Source organism: Cupriavidus basilensis (assembly GCF_000832305.1).
In the GTDB taxonomy this organism is placed as follows: domain Bacteria; phylum Pseudomonadota; class Gammaproteobacteria; order Burkholderiales; family Burkholderiaceae; genus Cupriavidus; species Cupriavidus basilensis_F.
In genome coordinates this window covers 756,630-779,063 of record NZ_CP010536.1, presented here as the reverse complement: position 1 = coordinate 779,063, position 22,434 = coordinate 756,630, and the positions used below count along the sequence as shown (strand labels likewise).

Annotated in this window: 22 protein-coding genes; 15 read left to right on the top strand and 7 right to left on the bottom strand. The window is 66.4% G+C overall.

All coding sequences use genetic code 11. The features are described 5' to 3' along the window. Nucleotides 1-351 precede the first annotated feature (351 nt). Genes RR42_RS03505 through RR42_RS03485 form a run of 5 tightly spaced genes read left to right on the top strand, consistent with a single transcriptional unit; the run spans nucleotide 352 to nucleotide 5,520 of the window. Nucleotides 352-1,029, top strand: coding sequence for a TagK domain-containing protein (locus RR42_RS03505; RefSeq protein ID WP_063778394.1), 678 nt, complete (start codon nucleotides 352-354; stop codon nucleotides 1,027-1,029). Then, complete coding sequence (tssE, locus tag RR42_RS03500; RefSeq protein WP_043344067.1) at nucleotides 1,022-1,552, top strand: type VI secretion system baseplate subunit TssE; 531 nt, start codon at nucleotides 1,022-1,024, stop codon at nucleotides 1,550-1,552. Before RR42_RS03505 ends, tssE begins: the two co-directional genes overlap by 8 nt. 4 nt (nucleotides 1,553-1,556) lie before the next feature. Beyond that, complete coding sequence (gene tssF, locus RR42_RS03495; RefSeq protein WP_043344065.1) at nucleotides 1,557-3,437, top strand: type VI secretion system baseplate subunit TssF; 1,881 nt, start codon at nucleotides 1,557-1,559, stop codon at nucleotides 3,435-3,437. A gap of 2 nt (nucleotides 3,438-3,439) precedes the next feature. After that, nucleotides 3,440-4,480, top strand: coding sequence for a type VI secretion system baseplate subunit TssG (gene tssG / locus RR42_RS03490; RefSeq protein WP_043344061.1), 1,041 nt, complete (start codon nucleotides 3,440-3,442; stop codon nucleotides 4,478-4,480). A gap of 2 nt (nucleotides 4,481-4,482) precedes the next feature. Further along, on the top strand, nucleotides 4,483-5,520 hold the full coding sequence (locus tag RR42_RS03485) for an ImpA family type VI secretion system protein (RefSeq protein ID WP_043344058.1): 1,038 nt from the start codon (nucleotides 4,483-4,485) through the stop codon (nucleotides 5,518-5,520). A gap of 202 nt (nucleotides 5,521-5,722) precedes the next feature. Here the strand turns inward: RR42_RS03485 and sodB are convergent, their stop codons facing one another. Further along, on the bottom strand, nucleotides 5,723-6,304 hold the full coding sequence (sodB, locus tag RR42_RS03480; RefSeq protein WP_006157940.1) for a superoxide dismutase [Fe]: 582 nt from the start codon (nucleotides 6,302-6,304) through the stop codon (nucleotides 5,723-5,725). A 153-nt stretch (nucleotides 6,305-6,457) separates the two neighbouring features. After that, entirely contained in the window at nucleotides 6,458-7,843 is a 1,386-nt protein-coding gene (xseA, locus tag RR42_RS03475) for an exodeoxyribonuclease VII large subunit (protein WP_043344055.1), read from the bottom strand. Between the two features lie 1,064 nt (nucleotides 7,844-8,907). On the opposite strand from xseA, the gene RR42_RS03470 reads away from it, so the two are divergent. From RR42_RS03470 to RR42_RS03440, 7 genes are all read left to right on the top strand, one after another. After that, nucleotides 8,908-9,528 carry a MotA/TolQ/ExbB proton channel family protein gene (locus RR42_RS03470; protein WP_043351300.1) on the top strand — a complete coding sequence of 207 codons (621 nt, stop codon included), beginning with the start codon at nucleotides 8,908-8,910 and terminating at the stop codon, nucleotides 9,526-9,528. Between the two features lie 6 nt (nucleotides 9,529-9,534). Beyond that, nucleotides 9,535-9,963, top strand: a complete 429-nt coding sequence (locus tag RR42_RS03465; protein WP_043344052.1) for an ExbD/TolR family protein — start codon at nucleotides 9,535-9,537, stop codon at nucleotides 9,961-9,963. A gap of 207 nt (nucleotides 9,964-10,170) precedes the next feature. Then, complete coding sequence (gene lpxK / locus RR42_RS03460; RefSeq protein ID WP_043344049.1) at nucleotides 10,171-11,280, top strand: tetraacyldisaccharide 4'-kinase; 1,110 nt, start codon at nucleotides 10,171-10,173, stop codon at nucleotides 11,278-11,280. Continuing rightward, nucleotides 11,261-11,449 carry a Trm112 family protein gene (locus tag RR42_RS03455; RefSeq protein WP_043344047.1) on the top strand — a complete coding sequence of 63 codons (189 nt, stop codon included), beginning with the start codon at nucleotides 11,261-11,263 and terminating at the stop codon, nucleotides 11,447-11,449. The genes lpxK and RR42_RS03455 overlap by 20 nt, the downstream gene beginning before the upstream one ends. Nucleotides 11,450-11,461: 12 nt before the next feature. Beyond that, the gene (gene kdsB, locus RR42_RS03450; RefSeq protein ID WP_043344044.1) at nucleotides 11,462-12,271 is read left to right on the top strand and encodes a 3-deoxy-manno-octulosonate cytidylyltransferase; all 810 of its coding nucleotides are present in this window, start codon (nucleotides 11,462-11,464) and stop codon (nucleotides 12,269-12,271) included. Nucleotides 12,272-12,631: 360 nt separating this feature from the next. Continuing rightward, on the top strand, nucleotides 12,632-13,297 hold the full coding sequence (adk, locus tag RR42_RS03445; protein ID WP_043344041.1) for an adenylate kinase: 666 nt from the start codon (nucleotides 12,632-12,634) through the stop codon (nucleotides 13,295-13,297). 179 nt (nucleotides 13,298-13,476) lie between these two features. Beyond that, the gene (locus RR42_RS03440; protein WP_043344040.1) at nucleotides 13,477-14,235 is read left to right on the top strand and encodes a 3-hydroxyacyl-CoA dehydrogenase; all 759 of its coding nucleotides are present in this window, start codon (nucleotides 13,477-13,479) and stop codon (nucleotides 14,233-14,235) included. 27 nt (nucleotides 14,236-14,262) lie between these two features. Here RR42_RS03440 and RR42_RS03435 read toward each other — a convergent pair whose 3' ends face one another. Continuing rightward, complete coding sequence (locus RR42_RS03435) at nucleotides 14,263-15,072, bottom strand: helix-turn-helix transcriptional regulator (protein ID WP_043344037.1); 810 nt, start codon at nucleotides 15,070-15,072, stop codon at nucleotides 14,263-14,265. Between the two features lie 194 nt (nucleotides 15,073-15,266). On the opposite strand from RR42_RS03435, the gene RR42_RS03430 reads away from it, so the two are divergent. Next, nucleotides 15,267-16,025, top strand: coding sequence for a class I SAM-dependent methyltransferase (locus RR42_RS03430; protein ID WP_043344035.1), 759 nt, complete (start codon nucleotides 15,267-15,269; stop codon nucleotides 16,023-16,025). 104 nt (nucleotides 16,026-16,129) lie between these two features. On the opposite strand, the gene RR42_RS03425 is transcribed toward RR42_RS03430, so the two are convergent. Then, entirely contained in the window at nucleotides 16,130-17,038 is a 909-nt protein-coding gene (locus RR42_RS03425) for a LysR family transcriptional regulator (protein ID WP_043344033.1), read from the bottom strand. A 95-nt stretch (nucleotides 17,039-17,133) separates the two neighbouring features. Between RR42_RS03425 and RR42_RS03420 the strand changes: the two genes are divergently transcribed. After that, a complete protein-coding gene (locus tag RR42_RS03420) occupies nucleotides 17,134-18,156 on the top strand; it encodes a bile acid:sodium symporter family protein (RefSeq protein ID WP_043344030.1) in 1,023 nt (340 codons plus the stop codon). A gap of 70 nt (nucleotides 18,157-18,226) precedes the next feature. Here RR42_RS03420 and RR42_RS03415 read toward each other — a convergent pair whose 3' ends face one another. Together RR42_RS03415 and tsaE are read right to left on the bottom strand one after the other, a co-directional pair. Next, entirely contained in the window at nucleotides 18,227-19,732 is a 1,506-nt protein-coding gene (locus RR42_RS03415; protein ID WP_043344027.1) for an N-acetylmuramoyl-L-alanine amidase, read from the bottom strand. Continuing rightward, nucleotides 19,726-20,238 (bottom strand): tRNA (adenosine(37)-N6)-threonylcarbamoyltransferase complex ATPase subunit type 1 TsaE, encoded by a 513-nt coding sequence (gene tsaE, locus RR42_RS03410; protein ID WP_043344026.1) that lies wholly within the window; start codon nucleotides 20,236-20,238, stop codon nucleotides 19,726-19,728. The genes RR42_RS03415 and tsaE overlap by 7 nt, the downstream gene beginning before the upstream one ends. 16 nt (nucleotides 20,239-20,254) lie before the next feature. On the opposite strand from tsaE, the gene queG reads away from it, so the two are divergent. Continuing rightward, nucleotides 20,255-21,475, top strand: a complete 1,221-nt coding sequence (gene queG, locus RR42_RS03405) for a tRNA epoxyqueuosine(34) reductase QueG (protein ID WP_043344024.1) — start codon at nucleotides 20,255-20,257, stop codon at nucleotides 21,473-21,475. Here queG and RR42_RS03400 read toward each other — a convergent pair. Beyond that, nucleotides 21,468-22,361, bottom strand: a complete 894-nt coding sequence (locus RR42_RS03400) for an AEC family transporter (protein WP_043344021.1) — start codon at nucleotides 22,359-22,361, stop codon at nucleotides 21,468-21,470. The two genes, queG and RR42_RS03400, sit on opposite strands and share 8 nt — an antisense overlap. Between the last annotated feature and the right edge of the window lie 73 nt (nucleotides 22,362-22,434).

Sequence of the window (22,434 nt, the reverse complement as noted above, 5' to 3'; positions counted from 1 at the left end):
GACTTCCGTGACCAGACAAGAAGCCTGATCGCCGTGGATCCTTGGCGGTCAAATAACCAATACGCGCACGGTTATCACGGAAAGACCACGCCAAGACCACGTCCAGCATGGAGGCGCGACAATTTACGACGATCACGCACAGAGACATGGAAAATTCGGAAATTTCCCAATATTGATTCCGAAAATGGCGGCGTTTTATAGGACAAGTCCTATAAAAATTAGGACGATGGATCATTCATTCAACGCCACCGCGCAGACCGCAATGAATGACATCATTTTGCATTTTGTCTAGCCGTGATTTTCGATTATCATCGGATCCATTCCTGAACCAATCACTAGCGAGGCAAGGCCATGAGCGACTCGCAGACCCGCCCGGCACGGACCGGCGCCACCGACCCCGGATTCGACCGCGATAGCGCTACGCCCTGGCCTTGGGACACGCCCGGCGGGATGCACCCGGGCACTGCCGATCCGTTCTCGGTGCTGAGACCAGCCGCTGGCGAGCGCGCAGCGCAAGCTGCCGCCCCCGATCGGACTGACGTGATCGAGCAGCTCAAACGCCAGGCCGAGGCGGCGCTGCGCGATCCCGACTACGTGAGCACCCACGCGGAGGCCAGCACCGGGGCGGCATCGGCTGTATCGGCTGTACCGGCGCAGATCGCTCGGAACCCGCTGCAGATGCTCGCACGCGAGGCCGGTGATGCCCACAGCCTGATGGACATGCTTGCCACCGCCAGCCACGCCAACACCCTGATTGGCTCCCCGCAGACCCAGGATGACCACCCGTTCTTTGTGATCCCGCCTGCGCCGGACGTGCTCTGGCTCTTCGCAGGGGACATCGTGCCCACCAGGCGCCGTGACGTCGCCGCTCCCCTTACCCGCCGCGAACACCACCTCATCTCGATGGATAGCGCCTACCGCCCTGCACAGGCACAAACGCAAACGCAAACGCCGGAGCCTGATCCGGATGCGGGCGATGCGGCCATGCTCGATGTGGCGACCCTCACTCCGGTAACCGGGCATGGCTGACCACCGCCCACCGCGGGTACCGCGCCGCCCGAATACGCAACTGCTGCCGACGCTCTTTGACCGGCTGCGCGACGACGCGCCCCAACGGCAGACCGAAAGCGCGAGCGAATACACCGTCACGCGCGCCCAGATGCGCGAGATCATCCAGCGCGATCTCACCTATCTGCTCAATACCACCAGCCGCGAGGACGAAATCGATCGCGAGCGCTATCCCGCTGCCGCAGCATCGACAATCAACTACGGGGTACCACCGGTCGCCGGCAGTTACCTGTCCGAGCGTAAATGGAACGACATCGTCAACATCGTCAGGCGCGCTATCCTGGACTTCGAGCCGCGGCTCATTCCCGGCTCTCTGGACGTGAAGGCGCTTTTGAAGGAAGACGCGCCGCAGCGCTACAACACCCTGGTTTTCGAGATCAAGGGCCTGATCCATATGGACCCGTACCCGATGGCATTCACTGCCCAAAGCTCGCTCGACCTGGAAACCAGCCGGATGAGCGTCCAATCGATTCACACCAGCTGACGCCATGGATCCGCAACTGCTCGACTATTACAACCGCGAGCTCGTCTACATGCGCGAGCTGGCCGGGGAATTCGCCAATCAGCACCCGAAGGTGGCGAGGCGCCTGGGCATGCATGGCACCGAGGTGGCCGACCCCTATGTGGAACGCCTGATCGAGGCGTTCTGCTTTCTGTCGGCGCGCACCCAGATCAAGCTCGATGCGGAGTTTCCGCGCTTTACGCAGCGGCTGCTGGAGGTGGTCTACCCGAACTACGTTGCGCCGACGCCGTCGATTGCTGTCGCACAGTTCCGCCCCAGCCGGGTCGCGGGCGATTTTGCCCGTGGCGTGGAGGTGCCGCGCGGCGCGCAGGTCGATGCCGCGCCGGCGCCGGGCGAGAAGACGGCCTGCCAATTCAGGACCACGCAACCGCTAACGCTGTGGCCGCTCGAAATCGCCGAAGCCCGGCTCACTGGCATTCCACCGGACATTCGCGGGCTGGAGCGCTATGTGCCTGCCCACCTGACGGTACAGGGAGCGCTGCGCCTACGCCTGCGCTGCACGCACGATGCCACCTTCGATCAATTGCCCGGCCTGGACCAGCTGCCGGTCTATCTGTGCGGGGACGACCAGATCGCCTCGCACCTGTTCGAACTCTTGCACAGCGCCAGCGTCGCCACGCTGATCGGACAACCCGGCGCCATGAGCGAACGCCCCTGCGCGGTGACAGAGGATGCCGTCAGCTATGTGGGCATGGGTCCGGGCGAGGGTGCGCTGCCGTTGCCGTGGAACAACTTCTTTGGGCACAACCTGTTGCATGAATATTTCGCGTGCCCGCAACGCTTCTACTTCTTCGGTCTCAACAAGCTGGCGCAAGGGTTCGGCCAGATCCGCGGCAAGGAAGCCGAGATCGTCGTGCTGCTGTCAACGCCGCCCGGCAATCTGATCAGCCAGGTCGACCGGGACCAGTTCGCGCTCTTTTGCACACCGGTGGTCAATCTGTTCCCAAAACGCACCGATCGCATCGAGATCACGCCCGGGCGCACCGACTTCCATTTGGTCGCCGACCGACAGCATCCGCTCGACTACGAAATCTACGCCGTCAAACAGCTCTCCGGACAGAAGTCCGAGCACAGTGCCAGCATCGCCTTCCAGCCGCTCTTTGCCACGCTGAACAGTGACGAGGGCAATCACGGCCGTTACTTTTCCCTGCGGCGCGAGCGCCGGCTGATCTCGGAGCAGGCTCGCAAGTACGGCACCCGCACCGCATACGTCGGCACCGAGCTGTTCGTGTCGCTGGTGGACCAGCACGAGGCCCCTTACCCGGACACCTTGCGCTACCTGTCGGTGGAGTCACTGGTCACCAATCGCGACCTGCCCAATCTGGTACCGCGCAATGGCCTGCACGACCTGACCCCGGCGGCATCCATCCCCGTGGACGGGATCGGGCTGATCCGCGCGCCGTCGGCACCTCGGCCACCTTACGCGGACGGCGAAATGGCCTGGCGCCTGATTCGGCTGTTGGGCTTCAACTACCTGTCGCTGACCGACCTGGAGCATCGCTCAGGCGGCCAGGGGCTGCGTGACATGCTGCGGCTTTTCGTGGCGAGCGACGATCTGGCGCACCAGGCGCAGATCCAGAGCCTGATCGGCTCGAAGGTGGAGCCGGTCATGAGACGGTTGCCGGGCAACGGCCCGTTGATCTACGGCCGTGGTATCCGGTGCCAGCTTACCGTGGACGAAGGCGGCTTCTCCGGCATCAGCCCATACCTGTTCGGCGTGGTGCTGGAGCATTTCCTGGCGCGTCACGTGTCGGTCAACGTCTTCACGCAGACCGAACTGCACTCGATGCAACGCGGCCTGGTGCATCGCTGGCCCGTGCGCATGGGCGGCCGTAGCGCCGTGTAGCCATGTTCAAAGGACACGACGACAATGCGCCGCCAGCGCTAACGGCCACGGCGCCACCGGGAAGCTACGCCGGCCAGGCGCCGTGGAAGCTGAGCTTTCTGGGGCTCCTGCGGCATCTGTCCGCCCGGCACCCTGGCTTGCCCCCGATCGGGCGAGCCAGCCGCCCGCGCGACGAGCCATTCCGGGCTGGCCAGCAGGCCGCGCTCACCTTCGCGCCCCGCGAGATCGCGCAGGTGCAGCCGCTGCCTGGCCGGCTCAAGGTGCAGTTGTTTGGCCTGGGCATGCTGGGGCCGAACGGGGCACTGCCGATCCACCTGACGGAAATCGTACGGGAGCGCAGTGAAACACACCGGGACAGCACCACCGCCGATTTCCTGGATCTGTTCCACCATCGCGCTTTCACGCAGTTCTACCGTGCCTGGGCCGGCTCGCAAGCCGCGGCGGGCCTCGATCGGCGCGACGACGAGGTGTTCTCCCGCTATATCGGTTGGCTGACGGGCAACGAAGCCGAAGAGATCGCGCACAGTCCCCTGCCCCCGCACGCGCGGCTCGCCGCCGGTGCGCATCAGGTGCGCGAAGCACGCAATCCCGATGGCATTGCAGCCACGCTCTCGCACTTCTTCGGGGTATCCGTCAGGCTGGAAGAATATGTGCTGCACTGGATCGCCATCGATCCGGCCGAGCACAGCCGCCTGGGGCATCCGGGCGCCCCAAGCGTCATGGGGCAAGGCGCCATGCTTGGCGAGATGGTACCGGACCGCCAGCACAAGTTCCGCCTGGTGATCGGTCCGCTCGGGCTGCAGCAGTACCTGAACTTTACGCCCAACGGCCGGGACCTTCCGACGCTCATTGAATGGGTGCGCGCCTTCGTAGGCCATGAATTCGTTTGGGAAGCCGAGCTGCAGGTGATCCCTGACTCGGCGCCACCTGCCATCCTGGGCTCACAGGAACGCCTGGGCTGGTCGACATGGCTGGGCGAACCGGATCGCAGCCGCGCCATCACCGGCATGGTGTTCGAGCCCGAACACTACGCGACACATTGACCATGAAAGCCAAAACCAGGCCCGTACCGGCGCCAAGACCTGAATTTCCCTTCCCAGAGCTGCTGGAACCGGTCTCTCCCGACGGGCCATGCGGCGATGACCTGGAGTACGACCCTGAATTCGTCGTGCTTCTGGCCAAGGCCGCTCCGAAGGCGGATGCACAGTACGGCGACTTCGTCAGTGAGCCGGAAGCCTGCAACTGGGCCGAGCTGGAGCGCGACTGCCGGCGCCTGCTCTTGCGAACGCGCGACATCCGCATTTTGGTGCTGCAGCTGCGGTGCCGTACCCGGCTAGCCCAGACGGCCGGGCTGAGAGACGGCCTCGAGGCGCTGGCGCAACTGCTGACGAAATGGCCGGATGCGATCCATCCGCAGTTGATGGTCGATGACGAAGCCGATCCTGCCATGCGCGCCAACGCACTGGCCGCGCTGGCCGACCCGGAAGGGCTGATGCGGGACGTGCGGGCGTTGACGATCACGGGCAATGCCGCGCTTCGGCTGCAGGTCCGGGACGTCGAGCGTTCGCTCGGTGTGCCACGGCCCGTGGACGCCCCGGCGCCGGAATCGGTGCGCCTGCAATTGCAGGATCTGCGCCAGCAGCACAGCCCCGCCCTCCTCGCATTGGACGAAGCCGCGGGATATGCCGCTGCCATCGACGGCTGGGCGAAAGCCAACCTCCAGCACGACCGCCCTGACCTGAGCCCGCTGCTCAAGCTGCTCGGCACGATGACGGGCAATGTCGCGGCCGCCGCCCCGCCGCTGCCCGATTTGAGCATCGCGGCCTCGACAGGCGACGGTGCCGCAGGTGGTTTTGGCCCTATGGCGGCCACCGGGCATGCAGCCGCCGACATGCCGCGGGACCGCGATGCCGCCTTGGCCGGCGTGCGCACCGCTCGTCAATGGTTCGAACTGCATGAACCCAGCAGCCCCGTAGCGCTACTGCTCAGGCAAGCCGAGCGGCTGACCGGCAAGCGCTTCGATGAAGTGTTCCAGGCAATCCCCGCCGAGCTGGTGGAGCGCTGGGCGCAGGACAATTCGTGATCTTCCAACCGTTCGGGGAGTGCATCGTCCCATGCATTTTTGAGTAAGCCCGGAGACACCAGAACGTATTGCTTCGAGCGACTGCCGCTATCGCCGGCGTGGGTAGCGCCGCCATCGCCGGCGCGGGTCCCCCATCGAGACAAAAAAAAGCCCCTGAATCCAGGGGCTTTCTTCAACGTCTTGTGTAGCAGCAACCGCTGAATCAACCAGCGAAGTTCTTGCTGGCGAAGTCCCAGTTCACGACGTTCCAGAATGCCTCGACATACTTCGGGCGGGCATTGCGGTAGTCGATGTAGTAAGCGTGTTCCCACACGTCGCAGGTCAGCAGCGGCTTGGCGTCGGTGGTCAGCGGGGTAGCGGCGTTGGAGGTCGAGACCAGGTCCAGCGAACCGTCGGCCTTCTTCACCAGCCAGGCCCAGCCCGAACCGAAGGTGCCGACCGCGGTCTTGGTGAATTCTTCCTTGAACTTGTCGAAGGAGCCGAACTTGGCGTTGATGGCATCAGCCAGCGCGCCGGTCGGCTGGCCGCCGCCGTTGGGCTTGAGCGAGTCCCAGTAGAAGGTGTGGTTCCACACCTGCGCGGCGTTGTTGAAAATGCCGCCGGAGGACTTCTTGACGATCTCTTCGAGCGTCGAGTTTTCGAACTCGGTGCCCTTGATCAGGTTGTTCAGGTTAGTGACGTAGGTCTGGTGGTGCTTGTCGTGGTGGAACTCCAGGGTCTCCTTGGAGATGTGCGGAGCGAGCGCATCATGAGCGTAAGGCAGCGGGGGGAGAGTATGTTCCATTGTTCTGTCTCTTTCTGTGGGGTTGAAGATCAGGAATTGTCGATTGTAGGGGACTTGCCATACCCGCGCAAACGCGGCAAACAAAGCCCCTTTGCTCATATTAGTTTGATCGATATGCAAGCGCTGTCGGCGGCCCGCCGGCGCGCGCCGGGCTTAGCGTTCCACCAGCCGGGGCTGAACGCTGGCGAGGCTGGCATCGGCCACGCCTTCGGCCAGGTGGACTTCGATCACGGTGCCCGCGCGCAGCTCCGACGGCGAGCGCAAGGCGCGTCCGCGCTGGTCCAGCAGCACAGCATAGCCGCGCTCCAGGGTGCGCTGCGGCGCCAGCACCTCGAGCGTGCCGGCGGCACGCTGCCAGCGCTGGCCGGCGCGCTCAACCTGGCGCTGCGTGGCATCGCGCAGGCGCAGCGCGGTGCGGCGCAACTCGGCCTGGGCCAGGGCCAGGTCAGGCCGGCCAGCCGCCCAGCGCATGGCCAGCACCTGCTGGCGGTGCCGCTGGGCGGCCACGGTATCGCGCAGCGCTGAGCGCAAGTGACGCATGAGGTTGTCGATCTGCAGGCGGCGCTCCTGCAGCTGCGCTTGCGGGCTGCGCAGGCGGCGGGCCAGCCAGTCAAGGTTCTGGGCGCGCCGGTCGAGCTGGCGCTGCATGCACTGGGCCAGCGCGTCGCGCGCGCGGCTGGCTTGCAGCAGCATATGGCTGCGGTCCGGGCTGACCAGCTCAGCGGCGCCGGTGGGCGTGGGCGCGCGCACGTCAGCAACGAAGTCGGCGATGGTGAAATCGGTCTCGTGGCCCACGCCGGAGACCACCGGCACGGCGCAGCGCGCAATGGCCTGCACCACGCTCTCCTCATTGAACGACCACAGGTCCTCGATGCTGCCGCCGCCGCGGCACAGGATCAACACATCGCATTCGTTGCGCTCGCTGGCGGTGTCGATCATGGCGGCGATCTTCACCGCGGCGCCGGCGCCCTGTACCGGCACCGGGTAAACCACGACGGGCACATGCGGGGCGCGCCGGCGCAGCGTGCTGATCACGTCGCGCAGGGCCGCTGCCTGCAGCGAGGTGATCACGCCAATGGTGCGGGCGTGGACCGGCAGCGGCCGCTTGCGCTCGGGCGCGAACAGCCCGGCCTGCGAGAGCTTTTCCTTCAGGCGCAGGAATGCCTCGTACAGATTGCCAAGGCCGGCGCGGCGCATGCCCTCCACGCCGAGCTGCAACTCGCCGCGCGCCTCATACATGGATACAAGCGCCCGCACCTCGACCGCCTCGCCCTCGCGCGGCGTGAAGTCGACATGCTGGTTGCGCCCGCGGAACATCACGCAGCGGATCTGCGCGCGCGCATCCTTGAGCGAGAAATACCAGTGGCCGCTGGCGGCGCGTGTGAAATTTGAGATTTCGCCCCGGACCCAGGTCAGCGGGAAACTACGTTCCAGTACCTGGGCGATCGCGTGGTTCAGCTCTCCGACGGGAATCGCCTCACGCGCCCCGGGAGGGGCCATAGGCTGGGTTTCACGCGAAAAATTCAGCGGTTCTGACATGGCGCACGGCCGGGCAAGCGGCGTGGAATTGACATGTCCACAGCATAACTGGTCTGTCAAGTCTCTTGGAGTGGGGGAGGCAATAACCCCGCAAAGCCGCATGACTTGACACAAGCCTTTGATTCTTATGCGCTTTCGGCTGTCTTATTTTTTAGGCAATGTAAGCAAACCCCTTATGCGTCAAACACTTACCGGCCGCCCCCCCGGCTTGTTCACAAAGTTATCCACAGGAACTCTGGACAACCTTGGGTAGAACGCATTTTCTGTGGAAAACTATTTCCTGCCCGCCGGAGTGCCCATCCGGCGGCCAAAAGAGACCCCAAGGCCTCCTTGCCGCGACATGGCATGGCCATGTCCTGAGCACGAGCGCGGAGACTGGAAAACACCGTGCAAACGGCCGTTGCCCGTTTTTTAATCAGCATCCATGAAGCGCTTTTTAATCAATGACTTAAGTGGCTTCTCAGATAGTTTTCCACAACCCGTCCACAAGACTGTCCCGGCGGAATGTGGAAAGGGGGAGACATGGCGGGATTTTTTCCTTCACGGGACGTCGGAGGCCCCCGCGAAGCCCATCTGGCGTGCCCTGCACATTATTTAGGCACCACGTATACCTGCCTTTCCAATCAATGACTTAGCTTTCTTTTCCGGCGTCTGTCCACAAACGGTCCACAGCACTGTCCTGTTTTAATGTGGATAGACCGGACTCCGGTTTTGAGCGGTTCGCGCCCGCCTAGAGGATGTCCTCGTCACTCACCGCTTGCCCATTTTTTAAGCGACATACAATTTTTCATTATTAATCAGTGAGTTGACCGCCTTGTCAGCCCTCTGTCCACAATTCATCCACAGCACTGTCCCTGTTCCATGTGGACATCCCGCCAGTCGCCCCCCTCCAGCGCCGCGTACGCACGATGCGCGGCAGACACACCGCGATGCTGCGTCTTGCCCCGCCCCGTGCTGCGGGTTAGAGTGGCGCCTGATTTTTTCGAACATTTTCGAACATGGCCAGCGCGCGCACGGCCGCGGCGCCTGGCATGAGCACACAAGCCGTTGACTCGGGGTTCCACGTGTTTTCCATCATTCAAGCTGCCGGCTGGCCGATCTGGCCCTTGTTGCTCGCCTCGGTCATCGCCCTGGCGCTGATCGTCGAGCGTTTCCTCAGCCTGAAGCGCAGCAAGGTGCTGCCGCCCAAGCTGTACGACGAAGCCCTGTCGGTAGCGCACCAGCGCCGCGCCACGCCGGAGGTGGTCAACACGCTGGAGCAGGACTCCCCGCTGGGCCGCGTGCTGGCCGCTGGCCTGCGCCATGTGGTGCTGCAGCCCCATACGTCCCGCGATGCCGCCAAGGAAGTGGTCGAGGAAGCCGGGCGCGCCGTGGCACACGAGCTGGAGCGCTACCTGAACGCACTCGGCACGATCGCCTCGGTGGCGCCGCTGATGGGCCTGCTGGGCACCGTGATCGGCATGATCGAGATCTTCGGCAGCCAGGGCGGCGCCGGCGCCAGCCCGGAGCAGCTTGCACATGGCATCTCGGTGGCGCTCTATAACACCGCCTTCGGCCTGATCATCGCGATTCCAGCACTGATCTTCTGGCGCTACTTCCGCCGGCGCGTGGACGACTACGTGGCCGAGCTGGAATTTCGCGCCACCGCCTTCCTGGACGCCATCCTGCCGCAGCGCCGCGCCTGATACGCCATGCACTTCCGATCCCGCCAGCGGCGTGAAGAACCGGAGATCAACCTCATCCCGTTGATCGACGTCCTGCTCGTGATCCTGATCTTCCTGATGATCACGACCACGTACTCGCGCTATACCGAGCTGCAGATCCAGCTGCCGACCGCCGACGCCGAAAAGGCGCAGCAGCGCCCCGGCGAGATCGTGGTATCCGTCTCCGCCAAGGGTGTCTATTCGATCAACAAGCAGGTCATGGACCAGCAGGACGTGACCAGCCTGGCCCAGCGCCTGCGCGAGGTAGCCGGCCCGGCCGATGGCCAGCCGCCCGTACTGATCGTCAATGCGGATGCGCAGGCCACGCATCAGTCGGTGATCAACGTCATGGAAGCGGCCCGCTTGGCCGGGCTGCCCCGCCTGACCTTCGCCACGCAAAGCTCACAGGCGCGCTGAGCGGCCCGGCGCGAGGATGCACGCACCTTGCGGCGGGCGCCGCAAGGTGCCCATAATGGCTGGGTAGCTCGCTTGCGCCCCTCCGCCATGAGGCGATGCCGCGATGCGGCGATGACGCCATCGCGCCGGCGCGCCGTGCTACCGTCCCCGGCCCCACCCCTGTTCCTTTCAACGCAGCATTACCGCCCAGCCCTGCCTACCACGCCCATGCCCGCTCCCCGCAACGCCCTTGCCGACTTCGTGACCGCCCAGTGGCAACGCCGCGGCTGGTTCGCCTGGCTGATGCTGCCGCTGTCGTGGGTGTTTGGCCTGGTCAGCGCCTGGCGGCGCCTGGCATACCGGCGCGGCTGGTACAGCTCGACACGCCTGCCGATGCCGGTGGTGGTGGTCGGCAACGTGACCGTGGGCGGCACCGGCAAGACCCCCGCGGTGATCGCGCTGGCCCACGCGCTGGCCGAGTCCGGCCTGCGCCCGGGCGTGGTCTCGCGTGGCTACGGCGTCAAGCTCAAGCATCCGCGCCGGGTCAAGCCCACCTCGCAGGCCAAGGACGTGGGTGACGAGCCGCTCCTGATCGCGCGCGCCACCGACGTGCCGGTCTGGGTCTTCCCCGACCGGGCGCTGTGCGCGCAGACCATGCTGGTCTCGCATCCCGGCATCAACGTGTTGCTGCTCGACGATGGCCTGCAGCACTACAAGCTGCAACGCGACTTCGAGATCGTGATGTTCGATTCGCGCATGGGCGGCAACGGCTTGCTGCTGCCGGCCGGCCCGCTGCGCGAATCGCTCTCGCGGCATCGCGACGCCACACTGATCAACGACCCGGACTTCCGCCCCAGCCCGGGCCAGCCGGATGTCTATGGCATGCGCCTGGTGCTGGACGATGCCTGGCAACTGGCCGACCCAGCCATGGCCAAGCCGCTGTCGGCATTTGCCGGGCAGCGCGTGCTGGCCGCCGCCGGCATCGGCAACCCCGAGCGCTTCTTCGCCAGCCTGCGCGCCGCCGGCCTCGCGCCGGACACCATGCCGCTGCCGGACCACTACGACTTCGCCGAAGACCCGTTCGCCGGCGATCCTGTCGCGCAGGCGGCCGATGCGATCCTGATCACCGAGAAGGATGCCGTAAAATGCGAGCGCCTCAGTGACCCGCTGGACCCGCGGATCTGGGTCGTCCCCACCACGCCCGTGATCGACGCGGGCCTGATCGAAAAAATTCGCCGCGCCGTCGCCGCGCATGCCCAGGCCGCTCCCGCAGCGCCGGGCGCCGCGACCGCCGCCGGCCACACCAAGGAAACCCGAGATGGACAACCGGCTGCTTGAAATCCTGGTCTGCCCGCTGTGCAAGAGCAAGCTGGAACATGACCGCGCCGCCCAGGAACTGATCTGCCAGGTCGACAAACTGGCCTATCCGATCCGCGACGGCATTCCCATCATGCTGGCCGATGAAGCACGCCAGACCGTGCCGGGCCGGCTGGTCTCGCCGGAATAAGCGGCTCGCACCATGTCGCTGCCCGCTTTTACCGTCGTCATCCCGGCGCGCCTGGCCTCCACCCGGCTGCCCAACAAGCCGCTGGCCGATATCGGCGGCAAGCCCATGATCGTGCGCGTGGCCGAGCGCGCCCATGCCTCGTCGGCGCAGCGCACGGTGGTCGCCACCGACGCACCCGAAGTGGCGGCAGCCTGCGCGGCGCATGGCATCGAAGCCGTGATCACGCGTGCCGATCACCCCTCGGGCACCGACCGCCTAGCCGAAGTGGCGACATTGCTAGGCCTGCCGGACGACGCCATCGTGGTCAATGTGCAGGGCGACGAGCCGCTGATCGAGCCCAGCCTGATCGACGAGGTGGCGCTGCACCTGGCGCACCATGCCGATTGCGCCATCGCCACCGCCGCGCATCCGATCAGCGAAGTTGCCGAGGTGTTCAACCCCAATGTGGTGAAAGTGGTGTGCGATGCCGCCGGCCGCGCGCTGTATTTCTCCCGCGCGCCGATCCCCTGGGCCCGCGACGCCTGGGCGGGCGTTCCGGCCGCGGCGGCGGCCACCGCCCAGGTGGCTTTGCCGGCCATGCCGGTATTGCGCCACATTGGCCTGTATGCTTACCGCGCCGGATTCCTGCGGCGATTTCCCACGCTGGCGCTGTCGCCGGTGGAGCAGACGGAGGCCCTGGAGCAGCTGCGCGCGATGTGGCATGGCGAGCGCATCGGCGTGCTGGAAACGGCGGCTGTGCCCGCGCCGGGCGTCGACACGCAGGCCGACCTGGACCGCGTGCGTGCGCTGTGGGCGCAAGCCATGGCGCAGGAAGGCCCCTGAGCGCACTTCGCGACGGCCACCGGCAGCGGCGGTCATCGTATGACTTACGACATAAGTCATGACAGATGTCAGCGCAGCGGCAAGCCGATTTCGCGCCGCCTCATGGCATAATGCTTGACGATACAGAGCCGTCGGGCGCCCGGGCGCCCGGCCAAGGCTCGGTGGGGAGATGAAAAGTGAGCCCGATCGGTACCCGCCCGCCGCCAGCGGCAGAGGCGTCAGCGTGCCGGCCGTCAACAGACCAGACTCCGACCTGAGGCGCGCCGTCCCGACGGCGTTGGTAAGCCTCGCGTCAAGTTTCGGCGTTACCCTCCTTCCATTCCCCCTGCCATACAAGATTCAAAACTCTGAGGACCCGTAATGCGTTTGATCCTGTTGGGCGCGCCTGGCGCCGGCAAAGGCACGCAAGCCCAGTTCATCTGCGAGAAGTTCGGCATCCCCCAAATCTCCACTGGCGACATGCTGCGCGCCGCGGTGAAGGCTGGCACGCCGCTAGGCGTGGCCGCCAAGAAGGTGATGGACGCAGGTGGCCTGGTGTCGGACGACATCATCATCGGCCTGGTCAAGGACCGCCTGCAGGCGGCCGATTGCAAGGACGGCTATCTGTTCGATGGCTTCCCTCGCACCATTCCGCAGGCCGAGGCCATGAAGGAAGCCGGCGTGGCGATCGACTACGTGCTGGAAATCGACGTGCCCTTCGATGCCATCATCGAGCGCATGAGCGGGCGCCGCGTGCACGTGGCATCGGGCCGCACCTACCACGTCAAGTACAACCCGCCCAAGGTGGAAGGCGTGGACGACACCACCGGCGAAGCGCTGATCCAGCGCGACGACGACAAGGAAGAGACCGTCAAGAAGCGCCTCGACGTCTACTCCCAGCAGACCCGTCCGCTGGTGGATTACTACTCCAAGTGGGCCGCCAATGGCGACGCCGCCGCCAAGGTGGCACCGCCGCAGTACCGCAAGATCGCGGGCGTTGGCAGCGTGGAAGACATCACTTCGCGTGTGTTCGAAGCACTGAAGTAAGCCACGCGCATCCGGCGCTGCAGGTGGAAAAGGCGACCCTCGGGTCGCCTTTTTTATTGCCGCCGCCGTCCGCCTTGATGGCACTGCCGAATTGACGTTTACGTAAACGTTATGCCAACATGCCGTATCTGCAGCGCCAGAAAACCAGAAGACCACACATCCAAGCGAGGAAGACAAAGATGGAAATCCGCGACAACGTATTTATCGTCACCGGCGGCGCCTCCGGGCTCGGCGAGGGCAGCGCCCGCATGCTGGCCGCCGCGGGCGGCAAGGTTGTGATCGCCGACCTTAACGAAGCCGCCGGCACCGCGCTGGCCGCCGAGCTGGGCGGGAAGTTCGTGCGCTGCGACGTCAGCAGCGAGGCCGACGGGCAAGCCACCGTGGCGGCAGCCACCACGCTGGGCCGCCTGGCCGGGCTGGTCAATTGCGCCGGCATTGCCACCGCCAACAAGACGGTGGGCAAGAACGGCCCGCACCCGCTCGACGCCTTCGACAAGACCATCCGCGTCAACCTGATCGGCACCTTCAACATGATCCGGCTGGCTGCCGCGGCCATGGTGCAGAACACGCCCGACGCGCAAGGCGAGCGTGGCGTGATCATCAATACAGCGTCGGTGGCGGCCTTCGACGGCCAGATCGGGCAGGCCGCCTACGCGGCCTCCAAGGGTGGCGTGGTCGCCATGACGCTGGCCATCGCGCGCGACCTGTCGCGCGACGGCGTGCGCTGCATGACGATTGCCCCGGGGCTGTTCGAGACGCCGATGCTGCTGGGCATGCCGCAGGAGGTGCAGGACGCGCTCGGCAAGATGGTGCCGTTCCCGCCACGCCTGGGGCGCCCGGCCGAGTACGCGAAGCTGGTGGAATCCATCATTGCCAACACCATGCTCAACGGCGAAGTGATCCGGCTCGACGGCGCCATCCGCATGCAGCCGAAGTAACGCCGTCCTGGCCTTTGCCGGCAGGTTTCACGCCGGCATCAGCATCACCAGCGTCAGGCCCGGCGCGGCGGCCGGCACCAGCGTGAGCTGCTCGAAATGCAACAGCCCGCGCAATGGATGCTGAAAGCCGCGGCGCCCGCCCTGCCGCTCTTCCACATCCTGCGACAGCCAGTCGGCCCGGAACACCGGGCTCTGCGCAATGAGCCCCTCCACCAGCGCGCGCATCGGCGGATCGTCGGCATGGCGGATGCTGTGCGCGCGAAACTCCGACACCAGCCGCGCCGCCCGGTGCGGCCAGTCCTCCACCAATGCCTGCAAACCCGGCGATAAAAACATGCTGCGCAGCAGGTTGCGGTCTTCGCTGGCGGGATCGAGCCAGCCCACGAACAGGTCGGCGGCGGCGGCATTCCAGGCTAGCGCGCTCCATTGCCGGTCCAGCAGGTAAGCCGGGCCGTTGATGGCCTCCACGCTGGCGAGGACTGCTGCCGGCGCGTGTTCGTCCTGCGCCTGCATAGGGTCGCGCCGTCCAGCCAGCTCGAACAGGTAGGCCCGTTCCGCGCGCGACAGCCGCAGTGCGCCTGCCAGGCTGGCCAGCGCGCGGGCCGATAGCGCCACCGGCCGGCCCTGTTCCAGCCACGTCACCCAGGTGGCGCTCAGGCCGGCGAGCTGCGCCAGCTCCTCGCGGCGCAAGCCCGGCGTGCGCCGCCGCCGGCCGGGGGCCAGGCCGACTTCGGCGGGGGCCAGGCGCTCGCGGTGCGCCCGCAGGAAGCGGCCCAGCACGGCTTCGCGCGTCAGTTCGTGTGGCCTGGCGGGATCGGGGGGCGCGTATTCTGTCATGGAGGGCTGAGCGGGCAATGCGGATAGCCAGGCAAAAGCTGGTGCGTTTTATACCAGGATAAAACCCTGACTTGTACCGGGAAAACAGGCTGCTACAGTACGTCGAACCCGTTGCGCGGGCAAGCCCCCATGACCAATCCAAAGGTCCCCGGTCACCAGAACCCACTAGCGGCCATTGCCGCCAGGAGTGCCACATGCAACAACAAGAACTCGTTGCCGCCCAGTTCGGCGCCACCGCCAGCGCCTACCTCACCAGCGCGGTCCACGCCCAGGGCGCGGACCTGCAGCAGCTTGCACAGGAACTGGCGGTGCTGCCGGCGGCGCAGGTGCTCGACCTGGGATGCGGCGCGGGCCACGCCAGCTTTGCCGCAGCGGGGGTCGCGGCGCAAGTGACGGCTTACGACCTGTCCGCGGAAATGCTGGCGGTCGTGCAAGGCGCGGCGCGCGACAAGGGACTGGCGAACATCCGCACCCGCCAGGGCGCCGCGGAATCGCTGCCCTTCGACGATGCCAGCTTCGACGCGGTGATCTCGCGCATGAGCGCGCACCACTGGCGCAATGTGCCGGCGGCGCTGGCGCAGATGTACCGGGTGCTCAAGCCGGGCGGCAAGGTCGTGCTGATCGATATCGCCGGCTCGGACGACCCGCTACCCGACACTTGGCTGCAATCGGTGGAGTTGCTGCGCGACCCGTCGCATATCCGTGACTACACCGGTACCGAGTGGAAAGCGATGCTGGAGACGGCGGGCTTCACGGCCAGCGTTTCGCCGGCCTGGCGCATCGAGCTGGAGTTCGCCACCTGGGTGCAGCGCATGCGCACGCCGCCCGTGGCGGTAGCCGCCATCCAGCACCTGTGGCAACTGGCGCCGGCGGAAGTACGCGACCACTACCTCGTCAAGGCCGACGGCAGCTTTGCACTGGAAGCGGTGATGGTCACGGCGACGCGCGGCTAAGCCGTTAAGCCGTTAAGCCGTTAAGCCGTTAAGCCGTTAAGCCGCTAAGCCGTTAAGCCGCTAAGCCGTTAAGCCGCCAAACCGCTAAGCCAGGCGGGCGCCCGTCATTGCGGCATGGCCGGTTCGGCCGGCAATGGCAGGCTCTGTACCATCTGCCACACGGCGGCGGCCGAGGGCGACAGGGAGCGGTCTTCCCGGCAGACCATGACGATGCGCCGCTCCTCGCGCGGCGTGAGCGGCCGCCAGACCAGAGGAGAGGCCGCCGGCAACGGCAGCGAGAACGAGGGCAGGACCGAAGCGCCGATGCCGGCCTCGACCATGCCAAACACGCTGGCTGAATGCCCCAGCTCCTGCACCACGCTGGGCGCCACGCCATGGCTGGCGAAAATGCGGTCGATCAGGGGCCGGCTGCCCGAGGCGAAATCCAGCAGCACCAGCGGTATGCCGTCCAGCGCGGACCACGGCACCGAGTCGGCATTGGCCAGCGGGTGATCACGCCGGCACACGAAGCAAAACGGATCGGTGGCCAGCGGCGCGATGGTCAAGCCTTCATGCGCCAACGGATCGATCAATACGCCAAAGTCCACAGCCCCCGCGCGGATCTGTTCGAGGCCATCGGCCTGCACGTTGTCGCGCACGCTGAGGCGGATATCCGGATACTGGCGCGCGCAGGTCGACACATACAGCGGCATCAGCCGCGCGGAGATCGTGGGTGCGCTGGCAATCACGACCCGGCCACGATAGCGCTCTCCAAGCTGACGCGTTTCTTCCAGCGTATCGTCCAGCTGGCCAAGCAGGCGCTCGATGGCAGGCGCCAGGGCCTGCCCCGCGTCGGTCACCACCACCTCCCGCGTGGTGCGGTCGAGCAAGCGCACGCCAAGTGCCTCTTCCAGCTCGGCAACACCCCGGCTGACCGCGGGCTGCGTCAGGCCAACAGCGTCCGCGGCACGGCTGAAACTGCCATGCCCGACCACAGCGAGGAAGACGCGCAACTGGCGCAATGTGTAATTCATGCGTTTATGAGATGAATGGATGCGATAAATGAATTTGCATTCTAGGCTTCGGTGGCGTCCAATACCAGGCGAAGCCCTTATCCAACCTTGCTGTCATGTCCGCCATCCTCTCACCCTTCAAGAAAATCTACGACCTGATCGACGGGTTCGTATTGATCATGCTGAGCGCCATCGGCATCGCGCTGCTGGCCCCGCAAATCGGCGCCGGCGACGGCCCGCTGCACCTGGGCATGGTCACCAACCTGGGCGTGGCCCTGGTGTTCTTCCTGCACGGCGCCGCGCTGTCGCGCGACAAGCTGGTGGCCGGCGCGCGCCACTGGCGCCTGCATGCGTTCGTGCAGAGCTTCACCTACATCGTCTTCCCGGTGGTCGGGCTGGCGTTGATGTTTGGCCTGCGCAACATGCTGCCCGCCGAGCTGCTGCTGGGCGTGTTCTACCTGTGCGCGCTGCCGTCCACCGTGTCGTCGTCCGTGGCGATGACCTCGATGGCGCGCGGCAACGTGCCCGGCGCGATCTTCAATGCCACCATCTCGGGCCTGATCGGCATGGCCGTCACGCCGCTTTTGATGGGCCTGGTGATCAGCGCCAGCGGCGCCTCTATGCCGCTGGGCAAGGCGCTGACCGGCGTGGCGCTGCAACTGCTGCTGCCGTTCGCGCTCGGCCAGCTGGCCCGCCCGCTGATCGGCAGCTGGCTGGCCAAGAAGAAGCAGATCACCAACAAGATCGACCGCGGCGTGATCGTGCTGATCGTGTATTCGTCGTTCTGCGACGCCACCGCCGCCGGCCTGTGGCACAAGTACAGCTGGGAAACCATCGGGGCCGTCATGGCGCTCGCCGCCGTGCTGCTGGTGGTGATCCTGGCCACCACCACCTTCACGGCGCGCCGCCTCGGCTTCTCGGTGGAAGATGAGATCACCGCGGTGTTCTGCGGCTCCAAGAAAAGCCTGGCCAACGGCATCCCGATGGCCAAGATCCTGTTTGCCGGCCATCCGGCGCTGGGCCTGCTGGTGCTGCCGCTGATGGTCTACCACCAGTTGCAACTGATCGTGTGCTCGGTGATTGCCTCGCGTTACGCCAGCCGCGACGCGCTGCCCGACGGGGCTACCGCCCGCGCCTGAGTGTCAGCGCGCCGCACGGCAAACGGCCGGCAACGATGTTGCCGGCCGTTTTGTTTTCAGGCGCCGCCTCTTACACCGACGGATTCTTCGCCAGCGGCGGATTGCGCGCGAAGTAGTTCTTGATGCCACGCAGGATGGCGTTGGCCAGTTGCTCCTGGTGGCTCTCGTCGTTGAGCTTGCGCTCTTCCTCGGGATTGCTGATGAAAGCGGTCTCGACCAGGATCGACGGGATATCCGGCGCCTTCAGCACGGCAAAGCCCGCCTGCTCCACGCTGCCCTTGTGCAGCCGGTTGACGCCGCCGATCTCAGCCAGCACAGCCTTGCCCACCTGCAAGCTGTCGTTGATCTGCGCGGTCGTGGACAAGTCCAGCAGCACCCGCGCCACCTGCGCATCCTTGTTGCCCATGTTGGCGCCACCGATCAGGTCGGAGGCGTTCTCCTTGTTGGCCATCCAGCGCGCGGCGGTGCTGGACGCGCCGCGCTCGGACAAGGCGAACACCGAGGCGCCCTTGGCTTCCGGCGAGAGGAAGGCATCGGCGTGGATGGACACGAACAGGTCGGCCTGCACCCGGCGCGCCTTCTGCACGCGTACGTTGAGCGGCACGAAGAAGTCCGCGTCGCGCGTCATCATGGCGCGCATATTGGGCTGGGAGTCGATCTTGGCGCGCAGCCGCTGCGCGATCTGCAGCACCACGTCTTTCTCGCGCGAGCCGGACGCGCCGGTGGCGCCCGGATCCTCGCCGCCATGGCCGGGATCGATCGCGACGGTCAGCAGGCGGCGCATCTTGAAGGAGCGGTCCGCCGGCGGGTTGTTGGCAGGCAGGGCCGCAGGCGGGCTGTTCTGCGCCAGCGGCGGTGCCGATGGCAGCGCTGGCGAGGAAGGCGCCGGCGGCCTGGGCTTGACGGCTGCCATCGGCGGCAGGGCCGGCACCGGGTTGGCGCCCTTGCCCTCGAACTTGCGCACCAGTGCGCCAATGGCGTCTTCCTCGCCGGAGGCAGGCGCGCCGGACACGCCGTCCGCGCCGGCCGGGGGCTGCGTGGCGGCAAACCTGCGCTGCTTGTCCTCGGTGTCGCGCACCAGCGTCCACAACGGATCCGGCGGGTTGACGGGATACAGGTCAAACACCAGGCGGTTGCGGTAACTGCCAATCGGCGCCAGCGTAAACACCTGCGGCGAGACGTTTTCCTTCAGGTCGAACACCAGCCGCACCACGCGCGGCCGGTTCTGGCCCACGCGCACGGTCTGGATGTAGGGATCGTTGGAGGTGATCTTGGCCACCAGCTCGCGCAGGGTGGGCGAGAGATCGAGGCCATCGATGTCCACCACCAGCCGGTCGGGGCCGTGGATCATCTGGTGGACGGCGGCTAGCGGCTCATCGGATTCGATGGTGACGCGGGTGTATTCCTCGGCGGGCCAGACCCGCACCGCGACGATGCCGGCGCCAAAGGCGATCTGTGGCCCGGCCAGCGTGAGCACCACGCTGCCGGCGCCGGCCTTGAGGCACTGCGCCAGCCATTTGCGGCGGGCCAGCTGGATATCGTCGGGTCGGTCGGTGGCGAGTCGCTTGATCAGCATGCGCAAAGCAGGATAAGTCCAGTCTGAGTATAGGCACGAAGCGTAACGATACGGCGTTCGGCCGCGTCGTCGGCGTCGCTGATGTCCGATTGGAGCAACAAGTGCAGGTCCGGTTCCCCAAGCAAGCGCCCGGCTTTCTCCGGCCACTCCACCAGGCTCACGGCCGGTTCGGCAAAACAATCACGAAAACCGGCGTCGACCCATTCCTCCGGATCGGCGAATCGGTACAAGTCGAAGTGGTAGGCGGTCAGCGGCGAGCCATCGGCACGCGTGACCGAATACGGCTCGCAAAGCGTGTAGGTGGGGCTGCGCACCTTGCCCGCGTGGCCTAGCGCGCGCAGGATGGCGCGCGACAGCGTGGTCTTGCCGGCGCCAAGGTCGCCCGAGAGCTGCAGGTGCACGGCCTGGGGCGGCAGGTTGCGCACGGCCTCGGCCAGCGCCGCGCCCAGCCGGGCGGTGGCCGCTTCGTCGGGCAGGTTGAGTGTGCGTTCTTGGAGCAGGGGCATTGCGTACAATTCGGGAATGATCGACCGAGCAGCCCAGGCGCCAACCGCCTCGCCCCCTCCTGCCAGCAGCGCCGCCCACGGGGCGGCGCCTGGCCTTGCGCCGCCCTTGGCGTCGTCCGTTGTGCATGCAGGCACGGACGCCGCCGGGCTGGAGGCGCTGGTGGGCTCGATCCGGGCCTGGGGCACGGAGCTCGGCTTCGATGCGCTCAGCATTGCCGACGTGGATCTGAGCCGGGCTGAAGCAGGATTGTTGGCGTGGCTGGCGCAGGGCTACCACGGCGACATGGATTATATGGCGAACCACGGCTTGCGGCGCGCCCGTCCCGCCGAACTCGTGCCGGGCACGGTGCGCGCCATCGTGGCACGCATGCCGTACCTGAGCGCCGCGGGCCCGCACGACTGGCGCGCCCATGAACTCGCCCGGCTCGACGACCCCGCCACCGCCGTGGTCTCGCTCTACGCGCGGGGCCGCGATTATCACAAGGTGCTGCGCAACCGCCTGCAGCAGCTCGCCAGCCGCATCGAAGCCGCCATCGGCCCGTTCGGCTATCGTGTCTTCACAGACTCGGCGCCGGTGATGGAGGTGGCGCTGGCCGCGCAGGGCGGGCTGGGCTGGCGCGGCAAGCACACGCTGCTGCTCGACCGCGATGGCGGCTCGATGTTCTTCCTCGGCGAGATCCTGGTCGATGTGCCCTTCCCCGCCGACGCGCCGGAACCCGGCCACTGCGGCAATTGCCGCCGCTGCATCGATATCTGCCCGACCCAGGCCATCCTGGAGCCCTACCGGATCGACGCGCGCCGCTGCATCTCCTACCTGACCATCGAGCACAAGGGCGCCATCCCCGAGGCACTGCGCGCGCCAATGGGCAACCGCGTGTACGGCTGCGACGACTGCCAGCTGGCTTGCCCGTGGAACAAGTTCGCCCACCGTGCCACGTTGCCGGACTTCGACGTGCGCAATGGCTTGGACGCGCCCGACATGGCCGAGCTGTTCGGCTGGACGCAGGCGCAATTCAACCAGCGGCTGGAAGGCAGCCCGATCCGCCGCATCGGCCATGAACGCTGGCTGCGCAACCTGGCGGTAGGGCTGGGCAACAGCCTGCGCGCGGCCGTCGCCAGCGGCGACACGGCGCTGGCCACGCGCATCCGCGCGGCGCTCGGCGCGCGCCAGGCCGAGGCCAGCCCGCTGGTGCGCGAGCATATCGACTGGGCGCTGGCCCAGGCGCCCGCTAACTGACGAGCGACAGCCAGAACGGCGTGGTGACGATGGCCGCCACGGTCATCACCGAGATCGTCGCCGCCACCATCGGCCCGTTGCCGCCCATGCGCACGGCCAGGATATAGGCGCTCGACGCGGTCGGCAGCGAGGCGAACAGCACCACGATCTGCGACTGCAGCTCGGTCAGCGGCAGCAAGCGCCCCACCGCCCAGGCAAAGCAGGGCATGGCCACCAGCTTGACGCCGCTCCACCACGCCACCGGCCCGACCGCCCCCGTCACCCCGCTCATCTGCAGGCCCGCGCCAACTGTCATCAGCCCCAGCGCGGTGGATGCGGAGCCCAGCCGGGCCAGCGTCATGCCCACCACCTCGGGCGGGTGCAGGCCCGCCAGGTTGGTCAGCAAGCCCCCTGCGGTAGCGAGGATCAGCGGGTTGCGCGCCAGCTCGCGCCACAGGCGGGTCTCGCCGTGACGGGCCAGCGCCCATACCGCGGCCACATTGCACAGCGGCACCGTGCAGCCGACGATCACCGCCATCATGGCCAGGCCCTCGCTGCCGCCCAGGCGCGAGGCCAGCGCCAGCCCGATATAGGAATTGAAGCGGAATGCGGTCTGCAGGCCGGAGGCGAAATCGAGCGGCGCCAGCCGCATCGTCCATTTGACGGCATAGCCGCCCACCATGCCGAAGGCGGTGGTCAACAACGCCAGGCCGAGCATGGCCGACGTGGAGGAAAAATCGAATCTGGCGCTGTTGGTGGACTGCAACAGTAGCGCGGGGAAAAGCACGAAGTACACCAGGCGCTCCACCCCAGCCCAGAACGCGCGGTCGAACGGGGAATAGCGCACCAGCAGCCAGCCGATCAGGATCAGGCTGAAATCCGGCACCAACAGGAGAGCAGAAGACATCGGTTCGTTCTAGTTATTGTGATGGCCGCCGCGCACGCCAAGTGCAGCCTAGGGCAGATACCGATTGGTATTG